We start from the raw sequence: 26,501 nt of genomic DNA on the forward strand, positions 1-26,501 counted from the left end.
AATGCTGGTTTTGACGAGGCGGATCGGTGAGAGCGTACGCATCGACGGCGACATCGAGATCACGCTGCTCGAGATCAAGGGCGACAGCGTGCGGATCGGTGTGAAGGCGCCGCGCGAGACGCGTATCCAACGGACCGAGATCATCGAGGCGGTCGTCGCCGAGAACGTGTCGGCTGCGGCCGAGACCGGTGCCGGTGCGGAAGACGCGATCACCGCTGCCCTCGCACGCAGCCGCGAGACCCGCACCTCTTAGTCCCAGCGCGTCTCAGACACGCGTCAGATCCGCTGCCGTGGCCCGCTTCCACTGGTCGCCGCCGGCAGCCCGTGCCCTGGCCGCCGCCCTGCCCGCAGCGGCCGCGAGCGCGTCGTAGTCGTACCCGACGACCGATGCGGTTGCCCAGCCGATACTCGCAGACGACCTGATCCCCGTCACCGTGGTCTCCCTGTCGATCACCGAGATGCGCGTCAGGATCTCACGCAGGTGGTGCCGTACCGACTCGTCGCCGCCGCGGATGACGACGATCGCGCGGCCGTCAGCGACCCGATCGGCGTCGGCCGACGCCGGGAGGGCCTCCTGGATGTCGTGATGGAACCGATCGACGATGAGGGCGAACGCCGAGCCCGTCGACGCCTCTCTGAGGTCGTCGGGGTCGTCTAGGCGGATATCGAGGATCGACCACGGAAGGTCCTTCTGCTCCTCGGCCTTGCGGAGCCGACGACGTGCCCGGTCCGCGATGTCGTCGGCGTCTTTCTTCTTCTGCTCCGACCGCACCATCAGCACCAGGGTGAAGGCCGCGCAGGTGCTCACCACCACGGTGCCGACGGCGTTCATCCCGCGCAGCGCACTCAGCTGAGCCTCGGTGCCGGCCCCACCGGATACCAGGGCGGATGCCGCGCTCACGACCGCCACCACCACGAAGCCGCATGAGGCGAGAGCCAGCGGAAGCTCGATGTCCCTGACCGTCGTCCTGTCGCGCAGCAGCTCGTAGGCCACCAGACCCGCGAAGACGGCGCTTCCGAGGAAGACGAGCTGGAACGAGGGCAGGTACCAACCGCTACCGGCCGTGGCCACCAGGAGCGTGGGGGCGATCAGGACGAACAGGATGACGGGCCACCAGCGCGCCCGCCGCCCCAGATGCATCCGCAGGCCGATCCAGACCAGTGGTTCGAAGCACAGCAGCAGCGCGGATGCCGCCCCTCGCAGCACCGGCTCCTCGGTCTGCTGGCCTGCGAGCCAGAGGTAGGCCCCCAGCATCCCCAGGCCGAAGGCCGCTCCCCAGGTCACGGTCGCCCTGCTCGGCCGCGCGAGTGTGCCGAGGCCGATCACCATGGCCGTGAGCACGGTGACGACGGCCACCATGCTCGTGGTGATGTCGACGTTGACGGGAACGAGAGGGCTCACGCGTGCACCTCCTCGGGGAAACGCGACGGAAAGCGGAGCGTCACGCGGGTGCCGACCCCGATCTCGCTGGCGACGTCGATGCTTCCCTCGTGCGCGGCGACGATCTCGCGCACGATGCCCATGCCCAACCCCGTCCCGCTGATGCCGGCACGCACGGCACTGTCCGTGCGGAAGTACGGCTCGAACACGCGTGACAGCTCCTCCGGCGTCATCCCGAACCCGTCGTCGGCGATCGTGACCTGCGCCTGACCGGTGCTGGCGGTATCGAGGCCGACGTCGATGCGCCCGCCGGCCGCGGTGTACTTGGCGGCGTTGCTGAGGAGGTTGTCGAGCACCTGTCGCAGCCGGAAGGGGTCACCGGCGATCACGAGACTCGTAGCGCCTGCGATCTCGAGCTGCTGCCTGTTGCCCAAGATGACCGGCGCATACGAGGCGGCAGCCGCTTCGACGACCTCGCGCAGATCCACAGGGGCGAACGGCTCCTGAGCGGCGCGACTCGTCTGCTGCAGGATGCTCGCGACCAGGTCCTGCATGCGCTCGCCCGCGTGCGCGATGATGTCGAGCTGCGCCGGCACGCGCCCTGGGAGGTCGTCGCGCTCACGGAGCAGTTCGACGTGGCCGATGATCGCGGTGAGGGGGTTGCGCAGCTCATGGGAGACGACGGCGTTGAAGGTGCGCCTCTCCTCGTCGACCTCGAGCAGTGCCGTCACATCATCGATCACGACGAGAGTGATGTCCTCCCCCTCTCCTACGCTCGCCATCGACTGCGTGCTCACCTCCAGCGCACGCCACTGTCCCGTGCCGTCGAACAGCCACACCCTCTCGGCATGCAGCTGCTCCCCGCCGGCGGCCCTGGCCAGCGAGGTGCGCGACGGTGGCAGAGCCGTGCCGCGCCTGGCGTCGTACTCGACCGCGGCCGAGGGCAGTGCAGCGCCGAAGCGGTCGCGTCCGTAGAGCGCCCGGTAGGCGTCGTTCATCTGGAGGATGCGTCCCCCCGCCGTGACGACCACGAGCGCGACGCTGAGAGCGTCGACGATCTGCGTTACTCGTCGCTGGTTCGCCTCGGCGCGTTCGGCTGCGCGGTTCACCTGCTCGGAACGACGCTGCAGGAGTCGGCGCGCGGCGCGGGAGCGCTGCGAGCCGATGCGGACCGTCACGCCGAGGAAGCCCAGCGTGATCACGAGGGTGAGCAGCCGCAGCAGGATGTCGGCCGGGGTGCCGCTCTGGTCGGCGAACAGCACGAGGGTCGCGCTGATGAAGGCGATCCCACCGAGAACCCACGGCATCGTGAAGTACGTGGCCAGCCAGACGACGGGGAAGACCCAGAGGAAGCCGAGCCTGAGGTCGGGGGCGTTGGTGGTGAGCCCCACCGCGAGTGCGTCCAGGAGCGGCACGACGGTCGCCGCGGTGCGCGGGAGCCGATGCCAGGGCACGGCCAGGGTCACGAGGGTGGTGACGATCACGAGACCGGCACCGGCGACGACGAGATGGTTCGCGAAGGTCTCCGGTTTGAACGCGGTGAGCATGACGACGATCGCCACGATGCTGCCGGTGAAGACGAGTTGCCAGCGCCAGATAGACACGGTGCGGACCATCAGCGCTCACCCTCTCCGTCGAACCTCAGCTTTGCCGCAAGATTACTCAAAGATCGTTCGAGCCCGCTCTTCAGGCGACCTCGCCCCCCTAGCATTCTGAGTGGGGGCCGACACTGCGACTGGGGAACAACGCAGACGCTGGGGCCACGCGAGTGGGGATTCGCAGGCAACCGGGACCGTGGTTGGGGAACCACGGTCCCGCCCCTCGGCGTTCACGGACCATCGGCCGACGTGAGTCGGTAGCCGACGCCGCGCACCGTCTCGATGTACCGAGGGTGCGTCGTGCTGTCGTCGAGTTTTCGTCGCAGGTTCGCGATGTGCGTCTCTATCGCCCGTTTGTCCGGCTCGCTCACGTAGTCGTTCGACCCCTCGGGAGCGCCACGCAGCCCGCGGGCGAGATCCGCTTTGCCGCACACCCGGAGTCCGGCCTCGAGCAGCATCGCGAGCAGATCGAACTCGGTCGGCGTGAGGTCGATCCGCCGCTGTCCGATCAGGACCATCCGCGTGTCGAGGTCGAGGCTGAGGTCCCGATGCACTCGACCTCGCCAGGTGAGGACCGTGGCTCCATCCACCGCCTGGTCGGCGTGTACCGTCGGCCGGACGGCATCTGCGACTCGCGGTCCGGCGACCTGGGTCTCGGGGAGACCGGTGCCGGGAAAGCGAGGATCCGGAAGCCGGGGGCGCCGGAGCAGAGCCTCGATGCGGGCACGGAGCTCGCGCGGCCGGAACGGCTTCACGAGGTACTCATCCGCACCCGAGGTGAGCCCGAGCACGACGTCGGACTCGTCGGACAGCGCGGAGAGCATGATGATGAACGTGTCGCTGATCCGCCGGATGCGCTTCGCGACCTCGAAGCCGTCGATGCCGGGGAGATTGATGTCGAGCGTCGTGATCACCGGGTGGTGCTCCTCGATCGCCGCGAGCCCGTCCAGCCCGGATCCGGTGAGGACCGTCTCGAAGCCTGCCGCGAGGAAGACCTCGTCCAGCAGCGACCGCACGTCGGGATCGTCTTCGATGATCACGGCGACCAGCGCGGGGTTCACTCCCTGGGTCATGAGATGCTCTCGCGCACGATCGTCACGATCCGCGGCGCATCGGCATCGAGTTCCGAGGGGTCGAGGTCCGATGCGCCGACCGGGCGCTCGAGCTCGATGTCCCACCAGGAGTCGGCCAGCTCCTCCGCCATGCCACGGCCCCACTCGATCACGACGACCGAGCGCTCGAGGTCGAGATCGAGATCGTCGAGCTCTGCCGCCGACCCGAGCCGATACGCGTCGACGTGCACGAGCGGTGCCCGGCCGACCAGCGAGGGATGTGTGCGGGCGATCACGAAAGTCGGGCTCTGCACGGGCCCGCGCACTCCGAGTCCCTCGGCGAGTCCGCGGGTGAACGTGGTCTTGCCTGCGCCCAGAGGACCGGTGAGGATGAGGAGGTCACCGGGCTCCAGCTGTTCGCCGATCCGCAGACCGAGCTGCTCCATCGCTTCGCTGGTCGCGATCTCCCGGCGTCCGAGGAAAGCGGGATCGACACTCATACGGTCCGCCGGGGTACGCGCGGGCCGATGCGCGTCACGATCTCGTAGTTGATGGTGTCTGCTGCTTCCGCCCAGTCTGCGGCGGACGGCACCCCGAGAGTGGGATCACCGAACAGGACCACCTCGTCGCCGATCGAGACAGGGGTGTCGCCGACGTCGACGATGAACTGATCCATCGCGATGCGTCCGACGTTCACGAAACGGCGTCCGCCGATCGAGACGGGGAGCCGCCCGGAGGCGTTGCGCGGCACACCGTCGGCGTACCCGAGCGGCACGAGGACCAGAGTCGTGTCGCGGTCGGTGCGATGGTCATAGCCGTAGGAGACGCCGGTTCCGGCCGGCACACGACGGACGGCCGCGATCGCTCCACGGAGCGTCATCGCCGGGCGCAACCCGAGCGAGGCGGAACTGCGGTCCTCGAACGGCGACAGCCCGAAGAGCCCGACACCGATCCGCACGGCGTCGAGCCGCATCTCCGGCAGGTCGATCGCCGCGGCAGTGGCGGCGATGTGCCGGATCTCCGGGTGGATGCCGAAGGATGCCGCAGCCGCGACCCCCTCCTGGAACTTCGCGAGCGCAGCTCTGTCGTCTTCCACCGAGGTGTTGGAGAGGTGGCTGAAGAGTCCGACGATGCGCAGGCGTCCGATGCGCTCGAGACGCGCGGCCTCGGCCAGCACCCGCCCCCAGTCGGCCGGGGCGATGCCGTTGCGCGACAGTCCGGTCTCGAACTTCAGGTGCACGCCGACCGGACGGTCGACCGCGGCTGCCGTGGCGGCCGCCTCGAGCTGGTCGAAGGATGAGATCCCGACCTCGATGTCTTGCGCAGCGGCATGCTCGAACCGCTCCCCCGGCGCGTGCAGCCACGCCATGATCGGGGCATGAACGCCCTGCCTGCGCAGCTCGAGCGCCTCGGGGATCTCGGCGACGCCGATGCGCGTCGCACCGGCGGAGAGCGCGGCGACGGCAGCGGCAGCCGCTCCATGTCCGTAGGCGTTGGCCTTGACGATCGCAATCACGTCGACGCCGGTGAGGCGGCGGAAGTGCCGCACGTTGTCGGCGATCGCGTCGAGGTCGATGGTCGCTTCACGGAACGGGACGGTCACAGCGGTGCTCCTTCGGCGACGACGAACGCGGCGGCGAGGCCGGCATCGTGGGTGAGGGTCAGATGAAGCGTGAGGATTCCCCGTTCCTGGACGACGGCTGCCGTCGAGCCGGAGAGAACGAAATGGGGGCGACCCGAGGGTTCCGATGCGATCTCGATTTCGGTCCAGTGCACACCGTCCGAGCCGCCGAGCGCCTTGATCAGCGCCTCCTTGGCGGCGTAGCGTGCAGCGAGCGACGGGAGTCGCAGAGTGCGCTCCGACGGAGCGAAGAGTCGCTCTCGCAGTCGTGGCGTCCGTGCCATCGTCCGCTCGAATCGCGGGATGTCCACGAGGTCGATGCCGGTGCCGATGATCACTCGCTCAGCCTATCGAGCATGCTTCCGGTTGAGATCGCCCAAATGGCCCCGTTTCCGGTGGAAACGAGGCCATTTGCGCGATTCGGAGAAGGGGTTACTCGACCGTGACGGACTTCGCGAGGTTGCGCGGTTGGTCGACGTCGAGACCCTTCGCCGTGGCCAGAGCCATCGCGAAGATCTGCAGCGGAACGACCGCGAGCAACGGCTCGAACATCGCACCGGCGAGCGGGATGCGGATGACCTCGTCGGCGAACGGCAGCACGGCGGCGTCGCCCTCCTCGGCGATCACGATCACACGGGCACCGCGGGCGCGGATCTCCTGGATGTTCGAGACGACCTTGGAGTGCACGAGTGCCGAATGACGCGGAGACGGCACCAGGACGAACACCGGCTGCCCCGGCTCGATCAGCGCGATCGGGCCGTGCTTGAGCTCGCCGGCGGCGAAGCCCTCGGCGTGGATGTAGGAGATCTCCTTGAGTTTGAGCGCACCCTCGAGCGCGATCGGGTAGCCGACATGGCGACCGAGGAAGAGCACCGAGCGGGTGTCCGCCATCCAGCCGGCGAGCTGGGTGACGTGCTCGTGCTCGCTCTCGAGCACCTTCGCGATCTTCTCCGGAAGAGCCGCGAGCTCGGCGACATCGACCGATGCGTCTGCCACCGCACCACGCACCCTGCCCATGTGCAGCCCGAGCAGCAGCAGCGCCGTGATCTGTGCGGAGAACGCCTTGGTCGAAGCGACCGCGACCTCGGGCCCGGCGTGGGTGTAGACGACGGCGTCCGACTCACGCGGGATCGTCGCGCCCTGCGTGTTGCAGATGGAGAGTGTGCGCGCGCCGCGCTCGCGGGCGTACTTCACGGCCATGAGCGTGTCCATGGTCTCGCCCGACTGGCTGATCGAGACCACCAGGGTGTCGGCGCCGATGACCGGATCGCGGTAGCGGAACTCGTGCGCGAGCTCGACGTCGACCGCGACGCGCGCCCACTGCTCGATCGCGTACTTGCCGACGAGCGCCGCGTACGACGCTGTGCCGCAGGCAGTGATGATGACGCGGTTGATACCCATGAAGAGCTCGTCGAGGCCATCGAGCTCGGGGATGACGACCTGGCCGTCCTTGATGCGGCCGCGGATCGTGTTGGCGACCGCCTCAGGCTGCTCGGCGACCTCCTTGGCCATGAAGCTGGACCATCCGCCCTTCTCGGCAGCAGCAGCGTCCCACGACACGTCGAACGGCTCGGGCTCGACCGGAGTACCGGCGAAGTCCATGACGGTGACGGCGTCCGGGGTGATCGAGACGATCTGATCCTGACCGATCGCGAGCGCCTTGCGCGTGTACTCGATGAAGGCGGCGACGTCGGAGCCGAGGAAGTTCTCCCCCTCGCCGAGTCCGATGACGAGCGGCGAATTGCGGCGGGCGCCGACCACGAGGCCAGGGTGGTCCTCATGCATCGCGAGCAGGGTGAAGGCGCCCTCGAGGCGGTTCACGACGCTGCGGAACGCCAGCTGCAGGTCTCCGCCGTTGTCTGCGTACGCCCGGCCGAGGAGGGCGGCTGCGACCTCGGTGTCGGTCTCGCTGCGGAACACGACGCCGTCGACGAGCAGCTCTTCGCGCAGCGCCGAGAAGTTCTCGATGATGCCGTTGTGGATGACGGCGAGCTTGTCGTCGTCGGCCAGGTGCGGGTGCGCGTTGCCGTCGGTCGGCCCACCGTGCGTCGCCCAGCGGGTGTGCCCGATGCCGGTCGACCCATCGGGGAGCGGCGCGTCGGCGAGCGAGTCACGCAGCACGGCGAGCTTGCCCGCCTTCTTGCGCATCCCGAGCGAGCCGCCGCCGTCGATGACGGCCACTCCCGCAGAGTCGTACCCGCGATACTCCAGGCGGGCGAGGCCGGCGAGAAGGATGTCCTGGCTGGGGCGCGGGCCCACGTATCCGACGATTCCACACATGCGGTCAAGAGTAAGGCGGAATTTTTGCGAGCCGTCCGTACATTCTCGGGAAGCGCCGTCGATCGTCGACCGGACCGCATCGACGCGCTTGCGAGCCGTGTCAGAGCTTGCGCAGCAGCACGGTCTCGACGTCGTGGTCCGCGCCCTTGCGCAGCACCAGACGCGCACGATGCCTGGTGGGCATCACGTTCTCGACGAGGTTGGGCATGTTGATCTCGTTCCAGTACCCGAGCGCCGTGGTGATCGCCTCCTCGTCCGTGAGGTGCGCGAATACGTTGAAGTAGGACGAGGGGTTGCTGAACGCGGCCTGGCGCAATGCGAGAAAGCGGTCGACGTACCACTTCTCGATGTGCGAGGTGTCGGCGTCGACGAAGATCGAGAAGTCGAACAGGTCGCTGACGGCGACGTCGTTCGGAGCCGGCGGGGGCTGCAGCACGTTCAGTCCCTCGACGATCACGACGTCGGGGCGACGCACCACGACGTTGGCGTCCGGCACGATGTCATAGCGCATGTGGGAGTAGAACGGGGCGCGCACCTCGGTGGCGCCGCTCTTCACCTCGGTGAGGAAATCGATCAGCGCACGGCGATCGTACGACTCGGGAAATCCCTTGCGGTCCATGATCCCGCGGCGCTCGAGCTCGGCATTCGGGTACAGGAACCCGTCGGTGGTGACCAGCTCGACCCGGGGCGTCCCCGGCCAGCGGCTCATGAGCTCGCGCAGCAGACGCGCGATCGTCGACTTGCCCACCGCCACGGATCCTGCAACGCCGACGACGAACGGCGTCGTGGTGTCATCCTCTTGGAGGAAAGACGACGTCGCGGCGCCGAGGCGCTTCGTCGAGGTCGCGTACAGGCTGAGCAGCCGACTCAGCGGAAGGTACACCTCGCGCACCTCAGTGAGGGAGAGGCGGTCCCCGATGCCCCGGAGCTCCACGACCTCGGTTTCAGTGAGCGGCTGATCGAGCCCGGCCGCGAGCCGAGCCCATTCTGCGCGGCCGATCTCCCGGTAGGGCGACAGCGGCAGCGTGGGGTCGGCGGTGGTCACGGAGTACATCGTATCGGGGGGCGAGTATTCTCTTCCCGTGCGCCTAGGAGTCCTCGACATCGGATCCAACACCGTCCACATGCTGGCGGCCGATGTCCGCCCAGGTGGACGTCCACTCGCGACGACCAGCGACAGGACGGTGCTGCGCCTCATGCGCTACCTCACACCTGACGGCTCGATCTCCGAGGAGAGCGTGGTCGCGCTCGAAGTCGCGGTCGCCCAAGCGCGCCGCGTCGCCGAGAGCGAGCGCGTCGACGCACTGCTCGCGACGGCGACGAGCGCCGTGCGCGACGCACGCAACGGTGCAGACGTGATCGCCCGCATCGAAGCAGCCCTCGGTCAGCCGCTGCAGGTGCTCGACGGCGAGACCGAAGCCGAGCTGACTTTCCTCGCGGTACGCCGCTGGTTCGGCTGGTCTGCCGGGCAGATCCTGCTGCTCGACATCGGCGGCGGCTCATTGGAGATCGCGGCAGGGGCCGAGGAGATGCCCGACGCCGCGGCATCCGTGCCCCTCGGCGCAGGACGCATGACCGTGCAGTTCCTGCCGAACGATCCTCCAGGCGAGGTCGACGTCGAGCGATTGCGCGCCCACGCCGAGACCACTCTCGCGGCAGTACTGCCCCCGTTCGCCGCACTCCCCCGCCCCGACCACGTCGTCGGATCGTCCAAGGCGATCCGCTCCCTCGCCCGGTTGGTCGGCTACCCGGTGCCCGGATGGTCGGGAAGCGAACGGATGCTGCTGCCTCGGGCAGCACTCGGCTCCTGGATTCCTCGGCTCGCACGCCTCCCCGCCTCAGCCAGGCAGGAGCTGCCGGGCATCACGCCGGACCGGACGTTCCAGATCGTCGCCGCTGCGGTGTCGCTGCACGCGGCGATGACCGCGCTGCAGATCGATGAGCTGGAAGTGTCCCCATGGGCTCTGCGCGAAGGCGTGCTGCTGCGATACATCGAGCAGCTGAAGTGGAGCGATACTCGAAGCTGAGGAGCGACCGGGAGCCCGACGCAAGAGGCACTGTTGCCTTCCCCGTCCGCGCCGGTATCCTCTGACGAAGCGAGCACTTCCCCGTCCGCATCATCCGCTGGTCGGTGAGGAACGAGCCCGGCGAGCACCGGCCCGTGGTCGGTGTCGTCCCCACGGTCATCAGCGTCGGGGGGTGCTGCATGGGTCAAGGCAACGTCAGAGAGATCAGCGCTGCGGAGTTGATCGCTCACGGCGTCCGCGCCGTCGGCGCCCGCTCGCCGCTTCACGCCTTGGAGCGGACACCGGGTCCGGTGATCCTGCTGTCCCTGCATGGCATCACCACCGAGTTGGCGATCGACACCACGACGGCTCACCCCGAGCACGCCGTCTTCGCGTTCGTCGACGCCGCAGGACTGTCGACGAAGACACCGGACGGGCCGTGGATGCCGCTCGAGGGCGGAGTCGTCCTCGCCGCGCCAGGGGTCACCCACCACGTGCGCTGCGAAGGCGCCTGGCGCGTGACAGCCGCCTACGTTCCTCGCTCCGCGCTGGGGGCCTTCGTCGCTGCTCTGCCGACTGTCGCCTGGATCCTCACCGAACGTCGTCCATTGGATCGGGCGATGCAGGCCTTCATCGAGCAGATCCTCGACACCGATGACCCGGCGACGTCGATCGAACGGTATGCGATCGAGCACCTGATCGTGGAGATGAGCGGCGCGATCCTGCTCGACCGTGTCGGCGCGGCTTCCGGTCAGCGCTCCCCGAGGGCTGCGCTGCGCGACCGAGCCGTAGCGGTCATCGCGCAGCAGTGCGGTGACCCCGCTCTGAACCCGACGCTGGTCGCCCGTGAGGTGCAGTCTTCACTGCGTCAGCTTCAACTGGTCTTCGCCGAGGCGGAGAACAGCGTGGCGGGCGAGATCCGGCACCAGCGCGCACGCCTGGCCAAGTCTCTTCTGATCGACAGCCGATTCGACGTGCTGAGCATCGAGCAGATCTCGCAGCGTGCCGGATTCCACTCGCCGATGAGTCTGCGCCGCGCACTCGACGACGACTATGGCACGACGCCGCGGGCACTTCGCGCGCACCGCAGCGAAGAACGCGAAACGGCCGTCCGCTGAGATCAGCGACCGGCCGTTCCGAAACACTACAGGTGTCAGAGCGCGAGGCGCTCCTGGACGACCTCCGCAAGGCGTCCGGCGTAGGCGTGCACCGACTCCGCGTCGGCGGCCTCGACCATGACCCGCACCAGAGGCTCGGTGCCGGACTTGCGCAGCAGCACCCGTCCGGAATCGCCCAGCTCGGTCTCGATATCGCGCACGGCCTGCTGCACGACCTCGTCGTCTGCGACGCGATCCTTGTCGACATCGCGCACGTTGATGAGAACCTGCGGGTAGATGGTCATCACCGAGGCGAGCTCGGCGATCGTCTTCTTCTGACGTGCCATCTCGGCCACCAGGTGGAGGCCGGTGAGGATGCCGTCGCCGGTGGTCGCGTACTCGCTCATGATGACGTGGCCGGACTGCTCGCCGCCGAGGGCGTAGCCGCCCTCGTTCATGTCTTCGAGGACGTAGCGGTCGCCGACCGCGGTCTGACGCACCGTGATCCCGTGCTCACGCATCGCGACATGCAGACCGAGGTTGCTCATCACGGTCGCCACGAGGGTGTCGTCGGTGAGGTGACCGCGCTCCTTCATCGACACGGCGATGATCGCCATGATCTGATCGCCGTCGATGTGCTTGCCTTCGGCGTCGACGGCCAGGCAGCGGTCGGCGTCACCGTCGTGGGCGATGCCGATGTCGGCCCCCAGACGCACGACAGCCTCTGCGAGGTTGTCGAGGTGCGTCGAGCCGACGCCGTCGTTGATGTTCCAACCGTCGGGGTCTGCTCCGATGACCGTGACCTCGGCGCCCGCATCGCGGAACGTCTCGGGAGAAACGCCTGACGCTGCACCGTGGGCACAGTCCAGCACCACGTGGATGCCGTCGAGGCGGTTCGGCAGCGAGCCGAGGAGATGCACGACGTAGCGATCCTCCGCGTCGGAGAACCGGTCGATGCGGCCGACACCGGCACCCGTCGGGCGCAGCATCTCGCCAGCCATCGCCTCTTCGATGCGCTGCTCGACGACGTCGGGAAGCTTGCGGCCCCCGCGAGCGAAGATCTTGATGCCGTTGTCGGGCGCGGCGTTGTGCGACGCCGAGATCATCACGCCGAAATCGGCGTCACGGTCAGCGACGAGGAAGGCGAGCGCAGGTGTGGGGATGACCCCTGCCTCGAGCACATCGACGCCCGAGGAGGCGAGTCCCGCTGCGACAGCTGCGGCGATGAAGTGCCCCGAGACCCTGGGGTCCCGGGCGACCACTGCGAGGAGTCGCTTGCCTTCGGCTTTGCGAGCCTCCGCAGTACGCCCCTGGCCCAGGACGACAGCAGTCGCCTGGGCCAGGGTGAGCGCAAGATCGGCGGTGAGGACGCCATTGGCGAGTCCTCGCACACCGTCCGTGCCAAAGATCGGCATCGGAGCAGTGGACCTTAACGCTTCGAGTACTGAGGCGCCTTACGGGCCTTCTTGAGTCCGGCCTTCTTGCGCTCCTTGACGCGAGCGTCGCGCGAGAGGAAGCCGGCCTTCTTCAGGGTCGGACGGTTGTTCTCCTCGTCGATGCCGTTCAGCGAACGGGCGATGCCGAGACGAAGCGCACCGGCCTGGCCCGAGGGGCCACCACCGGAGATGCGTGCGATGACGTCGTATGCACCGGTGAGGTTCAGCACCGTGAACGGGTCGTTGATCAGCTGCTGGTGCAGCTTGTTGGGGAAGTAGTCCTCGATCGTGCGGCCGTTGACCGTGATCGTGCCCGAGCCGGGGACGATGCGCACGCGGGCGATGGCCTGCTTGCGACGGCCGACAGCGGCGCCCGGGACGCTGAGGACGGGGCGGGGAGCCGCCTCGACCACGTCGGTCTCGGGAGTCGACGTCGAGAAGTTCTGCGGGGTTTCGGTGGTGTCCTGGATGTCAGCCACGAGTATGTCCTTAAGTCTTTACGGCGCTTACTGGGCGACCTGGTCGAGGGTGTACGTCTGCGGCTGCTGAGCGGCGTGCGGGTGCTCTCCACCGACGTAGACCTTGAGCTTCGAGAGCTGCTGGCGGCCGAGGCTGTTCTTGGGGAGCATGCCACGGATGGCCTTCTCGACAGCGCGGACCGGGTTCTTCTCGAGGAGCTCGGCGTAGGTGACCGACTTCAGACCACCCGGGTAACCGGAGTGGCGGTAAGCCAGCTTCTTCTGGAGCTTCTGACCGGTGAGCGCGACCTTCTCTGCGTTCACGATGATGACGAAGTCACCCGAGTCGATGTGGTTGGCGAAGGTCGGCTTGTGCTTGCCACGCAGGAGCGTAGCGGCGTGCGAAGCCAGACGGCCGAGAACGACGTCGGTGGCGTCGATGACGACCCAGTCGCGCTGGACTTCGCCAGCCTTGGGGGTGTAAGTGCGCGTCACGATAGTGCTGCTTTCTTGTGTCGAACGGAGAAGTTCGTGAATCCCACTCCGGGGTGGTTCTTCCCGACAGGGAGGAACACGCCAGTGGAGGGCTCACGTTCGGACGATGCCCCTTCACCGCGAACGGGAAAGGCACCAAAGAGAGATCATACGCCACCCGACGCCTGATGCCCAAACCACCGGCTCAGTCGGGCTTCACCGTGACGAGGATCGGACGGTGATCGCTCGCTCCCTGCGGCAGGGTCGTGATGCGTTCGATCTCGAATCCGGTCGAGGTCGCGAAGTCGTAGTGCCCGCGGAACACCCGGTAGCGCGTGTAGGTGTGATCGTCGCTGAGAGACAGCGCGTAGCCGTGGTCGCGCACGGCCTGGCCGAGGTTCTCCTTGAAGATGGGGTAGTTGTAGTCCCCCACCATGAGCTGCGGCAGCCCCTCCCCGAGCGCTGCCAACTCGGTGAGCGCGGCGCGGATCTGGTGGCGTCGCAGCGAGTTCAACGCCGTCAGCGGGGCGGCGTGGAACGAGGCGACGATGAAGTCCTGACCGTCGTCGATGTCGCGCAGCCGCGCCCCGAGCACGCGCTCGTGCGCCGGCTTCGCGATGCGGTCGTGCAGCGATTTCTTGAGACCGAGCATGCGGATCGAGTGCAGGTGGAACCTGCTCGCGCGATGGAACAGCGCGAGCCCGAGCCGATTCCCCTGGGTGGCGTCAGCGAGCACGAGGTCGCCGATCTGCGCGGGCAACTCCGAGACGTCGCACTCCTGCAGGCAGAGGATGTCGGGGTCGTGCTCGCGCACGAGGGCCGCGAGCTCGCCGGCCGCTCGATGCTTCTGGAGGTTGTACGAGATGACCTTCATGACCGTCTTACGCTACTCGTCCCTGCTGTGCCCTGGCTCCGGATCGCCGTCGTACCCCCAGCGAATGCCCAGCACGCCAGGGCCGAATCCATGACGGGACACATGGACGGAACCGCTGCGCACCGACCGCATCACGCACAGGTAGTCGTCTTCCGTCTCCACGTACTCCTCGCACCAGCTCGGCTGCGCGTCCGGATGGAACCGCACCCAGATGAGGGTCTCGCGTGCCGGACGCGAGGTCGCGTGCCACGCCGACTGCCGCGCCGGGTACCCGGGTGGGAACGTCTCGGTGAACTCGATGAGGGTCGTGTCTCCGACGGTGATCGGCTCGTCGAGCGCGATCACCACGCCGGAGAGCAGACGCCCCGGGTGCAGGTACTCCCTGTCGATGCGTCCGCCGACGACGTCCGAGATGACGGACAGCGCCTCCGTCTCCTCGGGAGCGACGTCGATGAGCGGGAGCTCGGTGATGATGCCATGGGTCGCCTGGACGAGAGATCGCATGACGATGCTCCTCACAGCGCCTTCCGCACCCACCTGCACGGTCATCTGGGTGGAGAGATCTCGCAGAACATCCTGAGGTGAGGACCGAAGCGCGGCCAACGTCTCCGCAGTCTCGCGGTTCTCGCGCTCCTCGTCGAACGGCAGCCTCGGCGGCGGCACGGCACCGAGCCGAGCGGAAGGGCCGAGCAGTGCGCTCAGATGACCGCGGCGAAGTCGAAGGCGATCCTCGATGCCCTCGACCACGCCCAGGGACTGCGCACCTTCCGGCTGCCGGGCCCCCGATCGCCAGTAGCTGAGCGTCGCCATGGATACGACGTTCCCATCGTCGACGAGCTGTTGCCGCAGACGTGCGAGGGTGATGCCGCGCTCGGAGACCGCCGCCCGCAGAGCCGCCGCGAAGGCGTTCGGCCGCTCGCCGGTCGGCGCGGTCATGTCAGCTGCTCGCTCCGTCACGGCGTGCGCGGGTCTGCGTCGCCCGCGCCGAGAGCAGCTCATCGACGGGGTACCCCACCTCGGTGAGGATCAGTCCGCGCGCCGCCAGCACCTTGAACTCACTGGTACGCGTCACCGCGTCGCGCAGGACCACGAGGTCGTCGACGTCGAGGCGTCCCTCCCCGACGGCCGCGCAGGCGCCGACGAGAGCACGCACCATGCTGTGACAGAACGCATCGGCTTTGACCTCGGCGACGAGCACGCCTTCGGCGTCGCGCTCCCAGCGGTAGTCGAGCAGGGTGCGGATCGTCGTCGCCTCCTCGCGGGGCTTGCAGTACGACGCGAAGTCGTGCAGCCCGATGAGGGTGCGGGCGGCGGCATCCATGGCCCGTTCGTCGAGGCGACCGCGGATGGTGGTCGTGTCGTGGCGGCGCAGCGGATCGAATCCGGCCTGCGCATCGGCGAGACGGTAGCGGTAGCGGCGCCAGACGGCGGAGAACCGTGCATCGAAGCCGGCGGGAGCGATGGACGTCCGGGTGACCGCGACGTCGGAATAGGCGCCGAGCACACCCCGCATGCGGCCGGCTATGGTCTCGGCCGGCTCCAGCGGCGCGCGCCCCTGCCTGGCCTCGATGCGCGCCCACTGCTTCTCGTCGAGATCGACGTGCGCGACCTGCCCGCTCGCGTGCACACCGGCATCGGTTCGGCCGGCGACGACGAACTGCACGTCGGAGCCAACGATTCGAGCGAGGGCGGCCTCCAGCGTGCCCTGCACAGTGCGCAGAGTCGGCTGCTTCGCCCACCCGCGGAAGTGGGTGCCGTCGTAGGCGATATCGAGCCGGATGCGCACGGAGCAAGCCTAGGACAAGCGCCCCCGCGCCACCGGGCGACCCTCAGCGTTCGACGAGGATCCCGTCCTCATCGCTGTACAGATGCGCACCGGGCCGGCACACCACTCCCCCGATCACGAGCGTGACATCGACCTCGCCGGCGCCGAGCTTGGTGCTCTTGCGCGGATTGGTGCCCAGCGCCTTGACCCCGAGGTCGAGCGCATCGATCGCGACCCGGTCGCGGATCGCCCCGTTGATGACGACGCCCGCCCAGCCGTTCGCCACCGCTGACGCGGCGATCATGTCGCCCATGAGCGCTCTTTCCAGCGACCCTCCGCCGTCGACGACGAGCACGGCGCCCTCGCCGGGCGAGGCCAGCACGGACTTCACCAGCGCGTTGTCCTCGAAGCAGCGGACGGTGCGGATCGGGCCGTCGAACGCCGACCGCTGCCCGAACGAGCGCAGCTGCAGCGAAAGCGACTGGATGCCCTCTTCGAGTTCGTCGTAGAGGTCGGCAGTGGCGACCGGCATCCTCAGATGCCTCCGTCGATCGAGCGGATCGTCACGGCGGGCTCATCCGGCACCATCACCTGGGTCTCGCGGTTCAGGCTCTCGCCGCGGAAGAACCGCTTCGACCGCGGGAACAGATACCAGACGAACATCAGCACCAGGCCGAACGCCAGCGAGCCGACGCCGATCACGAACGTGCCGCCGATACCGAACAGGACCGTGTAGCCGTAGTCGACGTCCCACATGTCGATCGCGGACTGGATGAACGCCCAGGCCAGCATGAGACCACCCAGCAGCGGGAACAGGCCCTTGAAGAAGAACTCGCGGGCGGAGTTCGCCAGGTCCTTCCGGAAATACCAGACGCACGCGAAGCCGGTGATGGCGTAGTAGAACGCGATCGCGAGGCCCAGCGACAGGATCGAGTCCTGCAGGATGTTGTCGCTGATCAGGGTCATGCCGACGTAGTAGACCGTGGCGACGACACCCATCACGATGGTCGAGAAGGACGGCGTCTTGAAGGTCGGGTGCACTTCTTTGAACTTGGCGGGCAGAGCCCGGTACACCCCCATCGCGAGCGTGCCGCGGGCCGTCGGGAGGATCGTGGTCTGGGTCGACGAGATCGCCGAGATGATCACCGACACCACGAGCACCCAGCCGAACGGGCCGAGCAGTCCGTCTTTGATCGCGAGGAAGAAGTCGTCGGCATTCGCCTCGTTGCCGAGGCCCGTGCCGTCTTCTCCGAGGCCGGCGTACATCATGGCCGCGATGGTCACGGCGACGTAGGTGAACAGCAGGATGACGGTGGTAAGCAGCGCTGCGCGACCGGGGATGCGCTTGGGGTCCTTGGTCTCCTCATTGAGGGCGAGGCAGGTGTCCCAGCCCCAGTAGATGAAGAGTGCGAGCAGGATGGCCTCGGTGAAGCCCGACCAGTCGGTGAAAGCGAAGGGGTTCATCCACTCCCAGTCGAAGGGAGTGGGGTTCGGTGCGGTACCGGCGAAGAACTGCCAGAGCGCCGTGACGACGAAGATCGCGAGAGCGAGGTACTGGATGCCCAGCAGGATGTTCTGGATGCGTTCGCCGATCTCGACGCCACGCCAGCTGACCCAGGTCATCGCGGCGATGAAGGCGACCGCGACCAGAACCACACGCCAGTCGTTGTTCTCGAGGTCTTGCCCGATCAGCGACCAGAAGTACACCGAGGCGATCTGGGCGAGGTTGGCGAGCACGACCATGCCGGCGACCGCGACGCCCCAGCCGCCCATCCAGCCGACCCAGGGGCCGAAGGCCTTGGTGCCCCAGGTGAACGTCGTCCCGCAATCGGGCACCGCATTGTTGAGCTCGCGATAGGCGAAGGCGATCAGGAGCATCGGCACGAAGGCGATGATGAAGGCGATCGGTGCCTGCGCACCGACCGCGAGCACCACGAAGCCGAGGGTCGCGACGAGCGAGTAGACGGGGGCCGTCGAGGCCAGACCGATGACGGTCGACCCCCAGAGTCCCAGTGTTCCCGCAGCCAGACCCTTGCCGTCGGGTCGTTCCAGATGAATCGGCGTCGTTGCTGCCATGTCAGAACAGTAGAGCCACCACGGTTATCGCGTCAACGGCTTTCTGCGACAGCATGAATCCGAAGCCCAGAACAGGCCCTGACGACGGAATCCGCAGAATCAGGGTCTTTCGAGCATGCCGTCGGCGTGGTCGGCCACCCACTCCATCAGGGGCAGCATCCGCTCCATCAGATCTCGTCCGAGCGGGGTCAGGCTGTACTCCACGTGCGGGGGCACGGTCGGGAGGGATTCCCGGTGCACGAGTCCGTCGTCGACGAGGGTGCGCAGCGTGGAGGCGAGCATCTTCTCGCTGATGCCGTCGACCTCACGACGCAGCGCTCCCCAACGATGCGTGCCGTCGGACAGGCACGAGAGCACCAGCACGCCCCACTTGCTCATGATGTGGTCGAGCACCACCCGCGTTCCACAATTCTGATCGAAGACGAACGGCGTGGATTCCTTTATCTGCGCGAAACTAACCGTCATGTGGGTACCTTACTCCAAAGTGGGTACCCGCGGATTGGAATGCTTAAGGCCCCACCGCGGGTTGTCGAGGATGTCACTTACGAAAGGACCCCTCATGACCATCCTCGTCACCGGCGCGACCGGCAACCTCGGACGCCTCATCATCGCCAGCCTCATCGAGCGCGGAGCCGATCCGCAGTCGATCGTCGCCGGAGCCCGCGACACGGCCAAGGCCGCTGATCTCGGCGTGCGCGTCGTGCACCTCGACTACACCGACCCCGCCTCGGTCTCCGCAGCCGTCGAGGGCGTCGACACCGTGGTGCTGGTCTCCGGGTCCGAGGTCGGTCAGCGCGTCGCCCAGCACCAGGCGGTCATCGAGGCGGCCAAGGCCGCCGGCATCTCCAAGTTCGTCTACACGAGCGCCCCCAAGGCGACCACGAGCGACCTGATCCTGGCGCCGGAGCACAAGGCGACCGAAGAGCTGATCACCGCCGCGGGTCTGCCCGCTGTGATCCTCCGCAACAACTGGTACACCGAGAACTACGCCGCCGACCTCGCCCGCGCCGCCGAGACGGGCGTGCTCGCCGCCGGCACCGGCGAAGGACGGGTCGCCTCGGCCAGTCGCAAGGACTTCGCTGACGCCGCCGCCGTCGTGGTGCTGGAAGACGGTCACATCGGCGAGGTCTACGAACTGGGCGGCGACGTCGCCTGGACCTACACCGATCTGGCTGCGGCCTTCGCCGAGGTCACCGGGCGCGAGGTCTCCTTCGTGCCGGTCGGCTTCGACGACCAGATCGCAGCGCTCCGTGACGCCGGCCTCGACGAGGGAACGGCCGGATTCGTCGCTGCGCTCGACGCCGGCATCAAGAACGGCGCACTCGCCGACACCGACGGCACGCTCGCACGTCTGATCGGCCGACCGACGACCCCGCTCGTCGAAGGGCTGCGCGCCGCCTCCGCCTGATCACCGCAGGAAGACCGAGTGCCGCCGTCCCCCCGGACGGCGGCACTCGGTGGTTTCAGGACCGGATCATGAGGTGCCGCTGGTCTGCACGTGTGCGACGGTCAGAGTGATGCTCTCCCGCCGCACGCCTCGTGCTCCCAGCAGCGCATCGATCGCGGTGTGCACGTCGCGAAGGATGTCTGCCGACCTCGCGCCGGAGTCCACACCGAGCGTCGCTTCCACCGCCACTGCATCGCCGGCCGCGACCACCGAGACGATCGGCTCGTCGTCCTTGCGAACGCCGATCGCCTCGGCCCCCACGCGCAGCAGGTTGGAGATCAGCGAACCGGATCGATAGACGCTGCGGACGCCCGGAGTCGACCGCAGGGTCGCCTCGACGGCCGCTGCGAGCTCTTCGCGCTCTTGTGTCCCCATCAGCTCTCCCCCGCCCACGACGACACCTCCCGGATGTCTCGGATCGCGATGTCGATCGCGACGACGTTCAACTCGGTGTGCGCGCGAAGGCCCCGATCCACCTCGGCTCGCAGTTCAGCGGCGACCTTCGGGATCGACTGTCCGTGCAGCGCGCTCGCGTCGATCGCGACCCGGATCGGGGTTCCCGGCTGGGTCACGTCGCCTTCGAGTCGGCACCGTCCGATGAGGAGTCCCGGCACGGCGTTCTCCGCAGAACGGATGAGGCCGCGCACGGCTCCCTCGGTGATCGCAAGGTCGACGCGCGGATCCGGAGACTCGAAGGGGATGCGCCTTCCGGCGCGGGCATCCATCGCGATTCCGCTGAGGATGCGATCGACCCAGTTCTCGTCGACCGCGGGTTCGGCGGCAGCCTCCGCGGCGATGAGCTCAGCGCCGAGCCCTTGCAGCCGGGTCAGTGCGTCCAGCGCCAGCTGGCAGCCGGGCGACTCGTCGATCGAACGATCGGCGGGCTTTCGCCCCGCGTCGAGATAGTCGGTGAGCTCGTCGAGCGTGTGCCCGTCGAGATCGGTCGGTTCCAGGCCGAGCCGGCGGACGTCAGGTGTGTCTCTCTCGTCGGTCATCGCCACTCCTCCATCCGTACGATCATGTATTTTCGGGCCCGCGCGAGCAGCCCGCGCGCGGTCGAGACGGGGATGCCGAGTTCCTCGGAGATCTCGTCGTAGGAGTACCCGCCGATCTCCCGCAGCACCCAGCATTCGCGCTGCGCATCCGGCAGTTCGCGAAGCGCGGCCCCGAGGGCGGCGACACTCGCTCGCGCCTCGACGACCGCGGTCGGCGAGGCATGCAGCGGGGCGGGACGGTCGATCGAGTCGATGTCCACGGCCGGCCGGATCGCACGGATGCGATCCACCGCCTTCCGACTGACGATTCTCATCAGCCAGCTCTTGACCTTGGCCGGGTCTTCGAGTTCACCGAATCGCTGCCAGGCGGTGACGAACGATTCCTGCACGATGTCGTCGACGTCGGCCGATGCATTCAGCATCCGCTGCGTGTACGCGCGCATCATGGGCGTGTACCGGCGCACGAGGACCGCGAACGCCTCGACGTCGCCGTCCATCGCCCGACCGGCGACGATCCCGTCGTCCGCCTGTTCGAGCGCTGTGCGAAAGCGTTGGTCTTCCATCTACCCCACCCCTCGATCCGATCTCCAGAGAGATTCGGAACAGATGCCCCACCGGATCGGATCATTTCTCACGCACCTGTGAGAGATCGGGGAGAGGCCGCATGGGCCTCTCCCCCGACTCATCACTTCTTGAACGCATCCTTCACGTTCTCGGCGGCATCGCGGACGTTGCCCTTGGCCTGCTCCGCCTTGCCCTCGGCGACGAGCTTGTCGTCGTTGACGACCTTGCCGACGGTCTCCTTCGCCTTGCCGGCGACCTTCTCCGCTGCGGCCTTGATCTTGTCTTCAGCGCTCATGGCTTCTCCTTCTCCCATACCGGCCCCGGGTCTCGGGACCGAGTCCTCGACGAGGCGTCTATGCGGTCGGCGCCTCGTCCGTGTCGTTTTCGTCGTCCGCGGGGACGTGCACGTCGTCGATCGTGACGTTCACCTCGACCACGGCCACCCCGACCAGCTCGACCATGTCTCGATGGATGGCCGCGCGAACGTCGTCCGCGACCTTCTGCAGCGAGACCGGGTACTCGGCGACGATGGTGACGTCGACCGTGATCTGTGCTTCGCCGACCGCGACGCTGATCCCCTGCGAGAGGTCGGTCGTGTTGAGCGCGTCCCGAATCGCGCCCACCATACGCGCGGCGCCCCCGCCGAGCGCGTGGACCCCACTGACGTCACGCGCGGCGATGCCGGCGATCTTCGCGACCACCGCATCCTCGATCGTGGTCGTTCCCACTGCAGCCCCCTGCAGCGGGGCGACGACCTGGATCTCGGGCTGAGTGCCATCCGTCGTGTTCGCCATCGTGAGCTCCTTCATCCGTATGCCGCCCGCAGTGCGGACGCAGGTCGCGGTCGGCGACGCCATCACTAGGACGGATGCCGGACGGCGAATGTCACAGATTGATCGAAAGAAATCTTCGAGCAGGCGCGATGCGTCGCTCTCAGTGCACTCCAAGGTTAAGAGTGCAATATTGCACTCCATGAGCGACAGTGCAGATTCACTGCGAGAGCAGCGCAAGCGCGAGACGTCTCGTGCACTCACCGACACCGCCCGCCGCCTCACCACCGAGCTGGGCTTCGCCGGGTTCACGATCGAGGAGTTGTGCAGCGAGGTCGGAGTGTCCCGGCGCACGTTCTTCAACTACTTCGAGAGCAAAGAGAACGCGGTCTTCGGGTTCGCGACGATCGACTCCCGGCAAGAGGCACTCGAAGAGGAGTTCGCCACCCAGCACGGAGACCTCCTCGACGACTTCATCCAGTTGACGATCCGCCGGTTCGATCTCTTCAACCCGGTCGAGGACGCTCCGGCCATGTTCGCGGTGATCGAGCAGGAGCCGCGATTGCTCAAGGCCGCCTTCGAGCAGCTCGCGAAGAACGAACGGCGCGACATGAGCCTGGTCGTCCGCCGCATCGAGGACGCACCGGATGCCGAGCTCCGGGCCGCCGTCATCGTGCACACCGTCGGCGCGCTGGTCCGCCTGAGCATGGACCAGCTCCTGCACCACCAGTCCACCGAGCCGTTCGCCGACCTCATCACACGACGCCTCGAGCTCGCTCGCTCCCTCTACGCACCGTCACAGAAAGACCACTGAATGTCCGCCACCGCCACGAAGGATGCGCCCTTCCTGCTCACGAAGCGCCGCATCTGGATCATCTTCAGCGCCCTCATCGCGGGCATGCTGCTCTCCAGCCTCGATCAGACCATCGTGTCCACCGCCATGCCGACCATCGTCGGACAACTCGGCGGCGTCGACCACCAGGTCTGGATCACCACCGCCTACCTGCTGGCCACCACCATCGTCATGCCGATCTACGGCAAGTTCGGCGATGTCCTGGGCCGGCGCAACCTATTCCTGATCGCGATCGCGTTGTTCACCCTGGCTTCGGTCGGCTGCGCCTTCGCCACCGACTTCTGGATGTTCGTCGTGTTCCGCGCCCTGCAGGGACTCGGCGGCGGCGGTCTGATGATCCTGTCGCAGGCGATCATCGCCGACATCGTCCCCGCCAACGAGCGCGGCAAGTACATGGGCCCGCTCGGCGCCGTCTTCGGGCTGTCAGCCGTCGCCGGCCCGCTGCTCGGCGGCTACTTCGTCGACCACCTGACGTGGCAGTGGGCGTTCTACATCAACATCCCGGTCGGCATCGCGGCGTTCATCATCGCGCTGGTCGCCCTGAAGCTGCCGAGCAAGAAGGCCCAGAAGCCGATCGACATCTTCGGCGTCATCTTCCTCTCCATCGCCACCACCTGCCTCATCTTCTTCACCGACTTCGGCGGAGACAAGGAGTTCGGCTGGGATTCGCTGGCCACCTGGGCCTGGGGCGCCGGGCTCGTCGTCGCGGCGACCGCGTTCGTGATCACCGAGTCGCGTGTGCAGGACCCGATCATCCCGCTGAGCCTGTTCCGCAACCCGATCTTCGTCAATGCCACGGCGATCGGGCTCGTACTCGGGATCGGGATGTTCGCCGCGATCGGGTTCGTGCCGACGTTCCTGCAGATGTCTTCCGGCACGTCCGCCGCGGAATCCGGCCTGCTGATGATCCCGATGATGGTCGGACTCATGGGTACGTCGATCTTCTCCGGTATCGCGATCTCGAAGACCGGCAAGTACAAGATCTATCCGATCCTCGGCACGATCATCACGGGCATCGCGATGGTCTCGATGACCACGCTGTCGGCGTCGACGCCGATCTGGCTGATCTGCGTGTTCCTGTTCGTGTTCGGAGCCGGGCTCGGCCTCATCATGCAGGTGGTCGTCCTGGTCGTGCAGAACGCGGTGCCCGCCGGCGAGATCGGCACCGCGACCAGCACGAACAACTACTTCCGCGAGGTCGGTGCGTCGCTGGGAACCGCGGTGTTCGGCACCATCTTCACCACACGGCTGACCGAGAACCTGCTCGGCGTCTTCGCCGGAGCCGGAGCCTCTCCGGACGCCGCATCGCAAGCCGCATCGACGATCGACCCGTCGACGCTCAGCTCGCTGCCCGACGAGGTGCGCGAAGGGATCGTCACCGCCTACGCCGACGCTCTGGCCCCGGTGTTCTGGTACCTCGTACCCTTCATCGTGCTCGCGCTGCTGCTCTCGCTGTTCCTCAAGCAGATCCCGCTCTCCGACACGGCGGGACTCGTCGCGCGCGGCGAAGCCATCAGCGGCGAGGAAGCAGAGCGACTGGAGGCCGAGCAGCGCGGCGGTGGGCGTGCGGGAGCAGTCCTCACGGATACGGGCCCGGTGGATACCGACTCCGCCCCCGCAGCTCGCTGACGACCGAGGCCTCCACTCCTTCCCTGGGGTGGGGGCCTCGATCTGTCAAGGGGCTCCCTTTCGGCGGACGGATCGATCATCATTCACCGTGGGGACAGCTAGGAGAATGATGGAGCACGATCCACATCGGAGGTTCGCGTTGGTGGAGGTCAGCCCGACCGACTGGGCGATCCACGATCTGCAGTACCCCGAGAACGACCACCGCAGAGTCGTCTGCACGATCTTCGAGGATGCACCGACCGAGGTCGAAGTCCTGTGGCGACGCGACCTTCCACTCGCGTTGCGCTACTCCTCCGCCGACGATGTCCTCGACGCCGTCCGAAGGTTCCAGGACACCTCGCGCGCCACGCGTCCGATCCCGATCCCACACCTCCCGCCGGCACGCGGATCGAAGGGATTCCGTGGGTGATGCCTCCGACACTCCCCAGATTTTCCGGATGGACGCCGCCCGCCGCCGTGCGCCAAACTGACGGGTAGTCGGCCGCCCCCACCCGCCGACGGTCTGGAGCTCCCCATGTCGACACCCGCGGCCATATCCCCCTGGAAGAGGTTCTGGGAGAAGGGCGGCTGGTGGCGCGCTCTCATCCTCGCGGCCGTGTACTTCGTGCTCTACGACTTGCTCTCCCTCGCGTTCACTCCGCTCGCACTTCAGCTCGACGATCCGACCAGCGCCGCGGCGATCGTGGTCTACTACGTGCTGCCCCTCATCGTCGGTGGCCTGCTGCTCGCCGGCTTCATCGCGTCGGTCGGATGGTGGCGCGAGGTCTTCGGGACGCAGCCGATCCGCGGCCGGGGATGGATGTGGATCGCGATCGTCGTCGTGCTGCTCTTCAACATCCTGCGCTTCATGACGATCGACTACGGCGACGTCGGCTTCGACGTCGTGGCCACCTGGCTCCTCGCAGGGCTCTTCATCGGATTCGCCGAAGAAGTGCTCACCCGCGGTCTCGTCGTGAACCTCGCTCGCAAGGCCGGCTACCGCGAGATCGTCGTCGCGGTGATCTCCGCTGCCGTGTTCGCGGGGCTGCATGCCGGCAACCTCCTGAACGGACAATCGCTGTTCGCAACAGCGTTCCAGCTCGTGTACACCTTCGCTTTCGGCATCCTGATGTACCTCGCCCTCCGCGTCACGGGGACGATCATCGCGCCGATCCTGCTGCACGCCAGCACCGATCCGAGCATCTTCCTGCAGACCGCGTATCCCGCGGAAGGCGCACTCACCGGTATCGCCGGCTTCGGCAACATCGCGGTGATCGTCACCGGATTCGTGTTGCTCTTCTTCATCCGCGGCCGCGTCGGCGATGCGAAGCCCTCCTTCACCGAGGAGCGCGCCGCGTGACGACCGCGTCGCTCCGGGTCACACCGCGCGTATGGATCGGCCTCGTCATCTGGGTCGGATACCTCGTCGTCGTGTTCGCGATCCAGAACTCGACCGGCATCCCTTACGACACCTGGGGCGACAGCGCAGGGAACCTGTTCCTCGGCGGCGGGCTCTCGCTCATCATCGCAACGGTGCTTCTCGCGATCACCACCAGCTTGTTGGGTTGGTGGGGCCCCGCGATCCACGAGGCGCAGCGCAGCCGACACAAGTGGCCGATCTTCGTCCCCGTCCTGATCGCCGTCGCCGCCGTGATGAACTTGGCCGGGACCGATTGGAGCGCCTACAGCGTTGCCTTCTTCGGCGCTTCTCTGGTCCTCCTCCTGGTCGGCTTCACCGAAGAACTGGTGCACCGCGGACTGCTGCTCACCGCGCTGCGCTCACGGTTCTCCGAGGTGTGGGTATGGCTCTTCTCCTCTGCGCTCTTCGCAGCGATGCACCTCGCCAACATCCTTCTCGGCGCCCCGGTCGCCGGCACGATCAGCCAGGTCGGCACCGCCTTCTTGATGGGAACGGCGCTGTACATCCTGCGCCGTGTGACGGGCTCCCTCATCTGGGCGATGGTGCTCCACGGCGTGTGGGACTTCTCGGTCTTCGCCGCCGGTGTGGGGACACCGAGCAGCATCATCCAGATCTCCGGTCTGTTCTATGTGCTCGTCGGAATCATCGGCGTCGCCATCGTCTGGGTCGTGATCCGGGGAGCGCACGAGCGCATCCCCTCGATCGGAGCGACACCCGCCTGACCCC

The 26,501-nt window shown here is 67.4% G+C and carries 31 protein-coding genes; 9 read left to right on the forward strand and 22 right to left on the reverse strand.

Annotated elements, in window-relative coordinates:
- Position 1: 1 nt before the first annotated feature.
- Entirely contained in the window at positions 2-253 is a 252-nt protein-coding gene (gene csrA, locus ACIQTX_RS16045; protein WP_028502267.1) for a carbon storage regulator CsrA, read from the forward strand.
- 12 nt (positions 254-265) lie between these two features.
- On the opposite strand, the gene ACIQTX_RS16050 is transcribed toward csrA, so the two are convergent.
- From ACIQTX_RS16050 to coaA, 8 genes are all read right to left on the reverse strand, one after another.
- The gene (locus ACIQTX_RS16050; protein ID WP_028502266.1) at positions 266-1,402 is read right to left on the reverse strand and encodes a hypothetical protein; all 1,137 of its coding nucleotides are present in this window, start codon (positions 1,400-1,402) and stop codon (positions 266-268) included.
- A complete protein-coding gene (locus ACIQTX_RS16055; RefSeq protein ID WP_402973917.1) occupies positions 1,399-2,997 on the reverse strand; it encodes a sensor histidine kinase in 1,599 nt (532 codons plus the stop codon). Before ACIQTX_RS16055 ends, ACIQTX_RS16050 begins: the two co-directional genes overlap by 4 nt.
- Before the next feature lie 212 nt (positions 2,998-3,209).
- Positions 3,210-4,052, reverse strand: a complete 843-nt coding sequence (locus tag ACIQTX_RS16060; RefSeq protein WP_402973920.1) for a response regulator transcription factor — start codon at positions 4,050-4,052, stop codon at positions 3,210-3,212.
- Positions 4,049-4,531, reverse strand: a complete 483-nt coding sequence (tsaE, locus tag ACIQTX_RS16065; RefSeq protein WP_402973923.1) for a tRNA (adenosine(37)-N6)-threonylcarbamoyltransferase complex ATPase subunit type 1 TsaE — start codon at positions 4,529-4,531, stop codon at positions 4,049-4,051. The genes ACIQTX_RS16060 and tsaE overlap by 4 nt, the downstream gene beginning before the upstream one ends.
- Entirely contained in the window at positions 4,528-5,634 is a 1,107-nt protein-coding gene (gene alr, locus ACIQTX_RS16070) for an alanine racemase (RefSeq protein WP_402973926.1), read from the reverse strand. Before alr ends, tsaE begins: the two co-directional genes overlap by 4 nt.
- Positions 5,631-5,990 carry a holo-ACP synthase gene (locus ACIQTX_RS16075; protein ID WP_402973929.1) on the reverse strand — a complete coding sequence of 120 codons (360 nt, stop codon included), beginning with the start codon at positions 5,988-5,990 and terminating at the stop codon, positions 5,631-5,633. The genes alr and ACIQTX_RS16075 overlap by 4 nt, the downstream gene beginning before the upstream one ends.
- Positions 5,991-6,084: 94 nt before the next feature.
- Entirely contained in the window at positions 6,085-7,932 is a 1,848-nt protein-coding gene (gene glmS / locus ACIQTX_RS16080; RefSeq protein ID WP_402973932.1) for a glutamine--fructose-6-phosphate transaminase (isomerizing), read from the reverse strand.
- A 100-nt stretch (positions 7,933-8,032) separates the two neighbouring features.
- A complete protein-coding gene (gene coaA, locus ACIQTX_RS16085; RefSeq protein WP_028502259.1) occupies positions 8,033-8,986 on the reverse strand; it encodes a type I pantothenate kinase in 954 nt (317 codons plus the stop codon).
- Positions 8,987-9,014: 28 nt separating this feature from the next.
- On the opposite strand from coaA, the gene ACIQTX_RS16090 reads away from it, so the two are divergent.
- Positions 9,015-9,959, forward strand: coding sequence for a Ppx/GppA phosphatase family protein (locus ACIQTX_RS16090; RefSeq protein WP_402973935.1), 945 nt, complete (start codon positions 9,015-9,017; stop codon positions 9,957-9,959).
- Positions 9,960-10,138: 179 nt separating this feature from the next.
- Positions 10,139-11,056 (forward strand): helix-turn-helix domain-containing protein, encoded by a 918-nt coding sequence (locus ACIQTX_RS16095; RefSeq protein WP_402973938.1) that lies wholly within the window; start codon positions 10,139-10,141, stop codon positions 11,054-11,056.
- A 35-nt stretch (positions 11,057-11,091) separates the two neighbouring features.
- Here the strand turns inward: ACIQTX_RS16095 and glmM are convergent, their stop codons facing one another.
- From glmM to ACIQTX_RS16140, 9 genes are all read right to left on the reverse strand, one after another.
- Positions 11,092-12,450: a phosphoglucosamine mutase gene (gene glmM, locus ACIQTX_RS16100; RefSeq protein ID WP_028502256.1), complete on the reverse strand. Its 1,359-nt coding sequence runs from the start codon at positions 12,448-12,450 to the stop codon at positions 11,092-11,094.
- Positions 12,451-12,464: 14 nt separating this feature from the next.
- A complete protein-coding gene (gene rpsI, locus ACIQTX_RS16105) occupies positions 12,465-12,950 on the reverse strand; it encodes a 30S ribosomal protein S9 (protein ID WP_028502255.1) in 486 nt (161 codons plus the stop codon).
- A gap of 27 nt (positions 12,951-12,977) precedes the next feature.
- Positions 12,978-13,424, reverse strand: coding sequence for a 50S ribosomal protein L13 (gene rplM / locus ACIQTX_RS16110; RefSeq protein ID WP_028502254.1), 447 nt, complete (start codon positions 13,422-13,424; stop codon positions 12,978-12,980).
- Between the two features lie 184 nt (positions 13,425-13,608).
- Complete coding sequence (locus tag ACIQTX_RS16115; RefSeq protein ID WP_402973943.1) at positions 13,609-14,277, reverse strand: endonuclease/exonuclease/phosphatase family protein; 669 nt, start codon at positions 14,275-14,277, stop codon at positions 13,609-13,611.
- A gap of 12 nt (positions 14,278-14,289) precedes the next feature.
- The gene (locus ACIQTX_RS16120; protein ID WP_402973946.1) at positions 14,290-15,213 is read right to left on the reverse strand and encodes a hypothetical protein; all 924 of its coding nucleotides are present in this window, start codon (positions 15,211-15,213) and stop codon (positions 14,290-14,292) included.
- Between the two features lies 1 nt (position 15,214).
- Positions 15,215-16,063 (reverse strand): tRNA pseudouridine(38-40) synthase TruA, encoded by an 849-nt coding sequence (truA, locus tag ACIQTX_RS16125; protein WP_402973949.1) that lies wholly within the window; start codon positions 16,061-16,063, stop codon positions 15,215-15,217.
- A 43-nt stretch (positions 16,064-16,106) separates the two neighbouring features.
- Complete coding sequence (gene rraA, locus ACIQTX_RS16130) at positions 16,107-16,574, reverse strand: ribonuclease E activity regulator RraA (protein ID WP_402973952.1); 468 nt, start codon at positions 16,572-16,574, stop codon at positions 16,107-16,109.
- 2 nt (positions 16,575-16,576) lie between these two features.
- A complete protein-coding gene (locus ACIQTX_RS16135; protein ID WP_402973955.1) occupies positions 16,577-18,118 on the reverse strand; it encodes an APC family permease in 1,542 nt (513 codons plus the stop codon).
- A 99-nt stretch (positions 18,119-18,217) separates the two neighbouring features.
- Positions 18,218-18,583 carry a winged helix-turn-helix transcriptional regulator gene (locus tag ACIQTX_RS16140; protein WP_402973958.1) on the reverse strand — a complete coding sequence of 122 codons (366 nt, stop codon included), beginning with the start codon at positions 18,581-18,583 and terminating at the stop codon, positions 18,218-18,220.
- Between the two features lie 94 nt (positions 18,584-18,677).
- Here ACIQTX_RS16140 and ACIQTX_RS16145 point away from each other — a divergent pair, with 94 nt between their 5' ends.
- A complete protein-coding gene (locus tag ACIQTX_RS16145; protein ID WP_402973961.1) occupies positions 18,678-19,526 on the forward strand; it encodes an SDR family oxidoreductase in 849 nt (282 codons plus the stop codon).
- Positions 19,527-19,592: 66 nt separating this feature from the next.
- On the opposite strand, the gene ACIQTX_RS16150 is transcribed toward ACIQTX_RS16145, so the two are convergent.
- The 5 genes from ACIQTX_RS16150 to ACIQTX_RS16170 form a co-directional block, all read right to left on the reverse strand.
- Positions 19,593-19,940 carry a hypothetical protein gene (locus ACIQTX_RS16150; protein WP_105527319.1) on the reverse strand — a complete coding sequence of 116 codons (348 nt, stop codon included), beginning with the start codon at positions 19,938-19,940 and terminating at the stop codon, positions 19,593-19,595.
- Positions 19,940-20,560, reverse strand: a complete 621-nt coding sequence (locus ACIQTX_RS16155; RefSeq protein WP_028502241.1) for an Asp23/Gls24 family envelope stress response protein — start codon at positions 20,558-20,560, stop codon at positions 19,940-19,942. Before ACIQTX_RS16155 ends, ACIQTX_RS16150 begins: the two co-directional genes overlap by 1 nt.
- Complete coding sequence (locus tag ACIQTX_RS16160) at positions 20,557-21,123, reverse strand: sigma-70 family RNA polymerase sigma factor (protein WP_028502240.1); 567 nt, start codon at positions 21,121-21,123, stop codon at positions 20,557-20,559. The genes ACIQTX_RS16155 and ACIQTX_RS16160 overlap by 4 nt, the downstream gene beginning before the upstream one ends.
- Positions 21,124-21,245: 122 nt before the next feature.
- Entirely contained in the window at positions 21,246-21,419 is a 174-nt protein-coding gene (locus tag ACIQTX_RS16165) for a CsbD family protein (RefSeq protein ID WP_028502239.1), read from the reverse strand.
- 58 nt (positions 21,420-21,477) lie between these two features.
- Positions 21,478-21,918, reverse strand: coding sequence for an Asp23/Gls24 family envelope stress response protein (locus tag ACIQTX_RS16170; RefSeq protein ID WP_402973966.1), 441 nt, complete (start codon positions 21,916-21,918; stop codon positions 21,478-21,480).
- 178 nt (positions 21,919-22,096) lie between these two features.
- On the opposite strand from ACIQTX_RS16170, the gene ACIQTX_RS16175 reads away from it, so the two are divergent.
- The 5 genes from ACIQTX_RS16175 (at position 22,097) to ACIQTX_RS16195 (ending at position 26,497) form a co-directional block, all read left to right on the forward strand.
- Positions 22,097-22,708, forward strand: coding sequence for a TetR/AcrR family transcriptional regulator (locus ACIQTX_RS16175; RefSeq protein WP_402973969.1), 612 nt, complete (start codon positions 22,097-22,099; stop codon positions 22,706-22,708).
- The gene (locus tag ACIQTX_RS16180; protein ID WP_402973972.1) at positions 22,709-24,376 is read left to right on the forward strand and encodes an MDR family MFS transporter; all 1,668 of its coding nucleotides are present in this window, start codon (positions 22,709-22,711) and stop codon (positions 24,374-24,376) included.
- 109 nt (positions 24,377-24,485) lie between these two features.
- Entirely contained in the window at positions 24,486-24,785 is a 300-nt protein-coding gene (locus ACIQTX_RS16185) for a hypothetical protein (protein ID WP_402973975.1), read from the forward strand.
- Positions 24,786-24,890: 105 nt separating this feature from the next.
- A complete protein-coding gene (locus ACIQTX_RS16190) occupies positions 24,891-25,715 on the forward strand; it encodes a type II CAAX prenyl endopeptidase Rce1 family protein (RefSeq protein ID WP_402973978.1) in 825 nt (274 codons plus the stop codon).
- Positions 25,712-26,497, forward strand: coding sequence for a lysostaphin resistance A-like protein (locus ACIQTX_RS16195; protein ID WP_402973981.1), 786 nt, complete (start codon positions 25,712-25,714; stop codon positions 26,495-26,497). The genes ACIQTX_RS16190 and ACIQTX_RS16195 overlap by 4 nt, the downstream gene beginning before the upstream one ends.
- Positions 26,498-26,501: the final 4 nt, after the last annotated feature.

This window comes from Microbacterium sp. NPDC090281 (genome assembly GCF_044769635.1).
Taxonomy (GTDB): domain Bacteria; phylum Actinomycetota; class Actinomycetes; order Actinomycetales; family Microbacteriaceae; genus Microbacterium.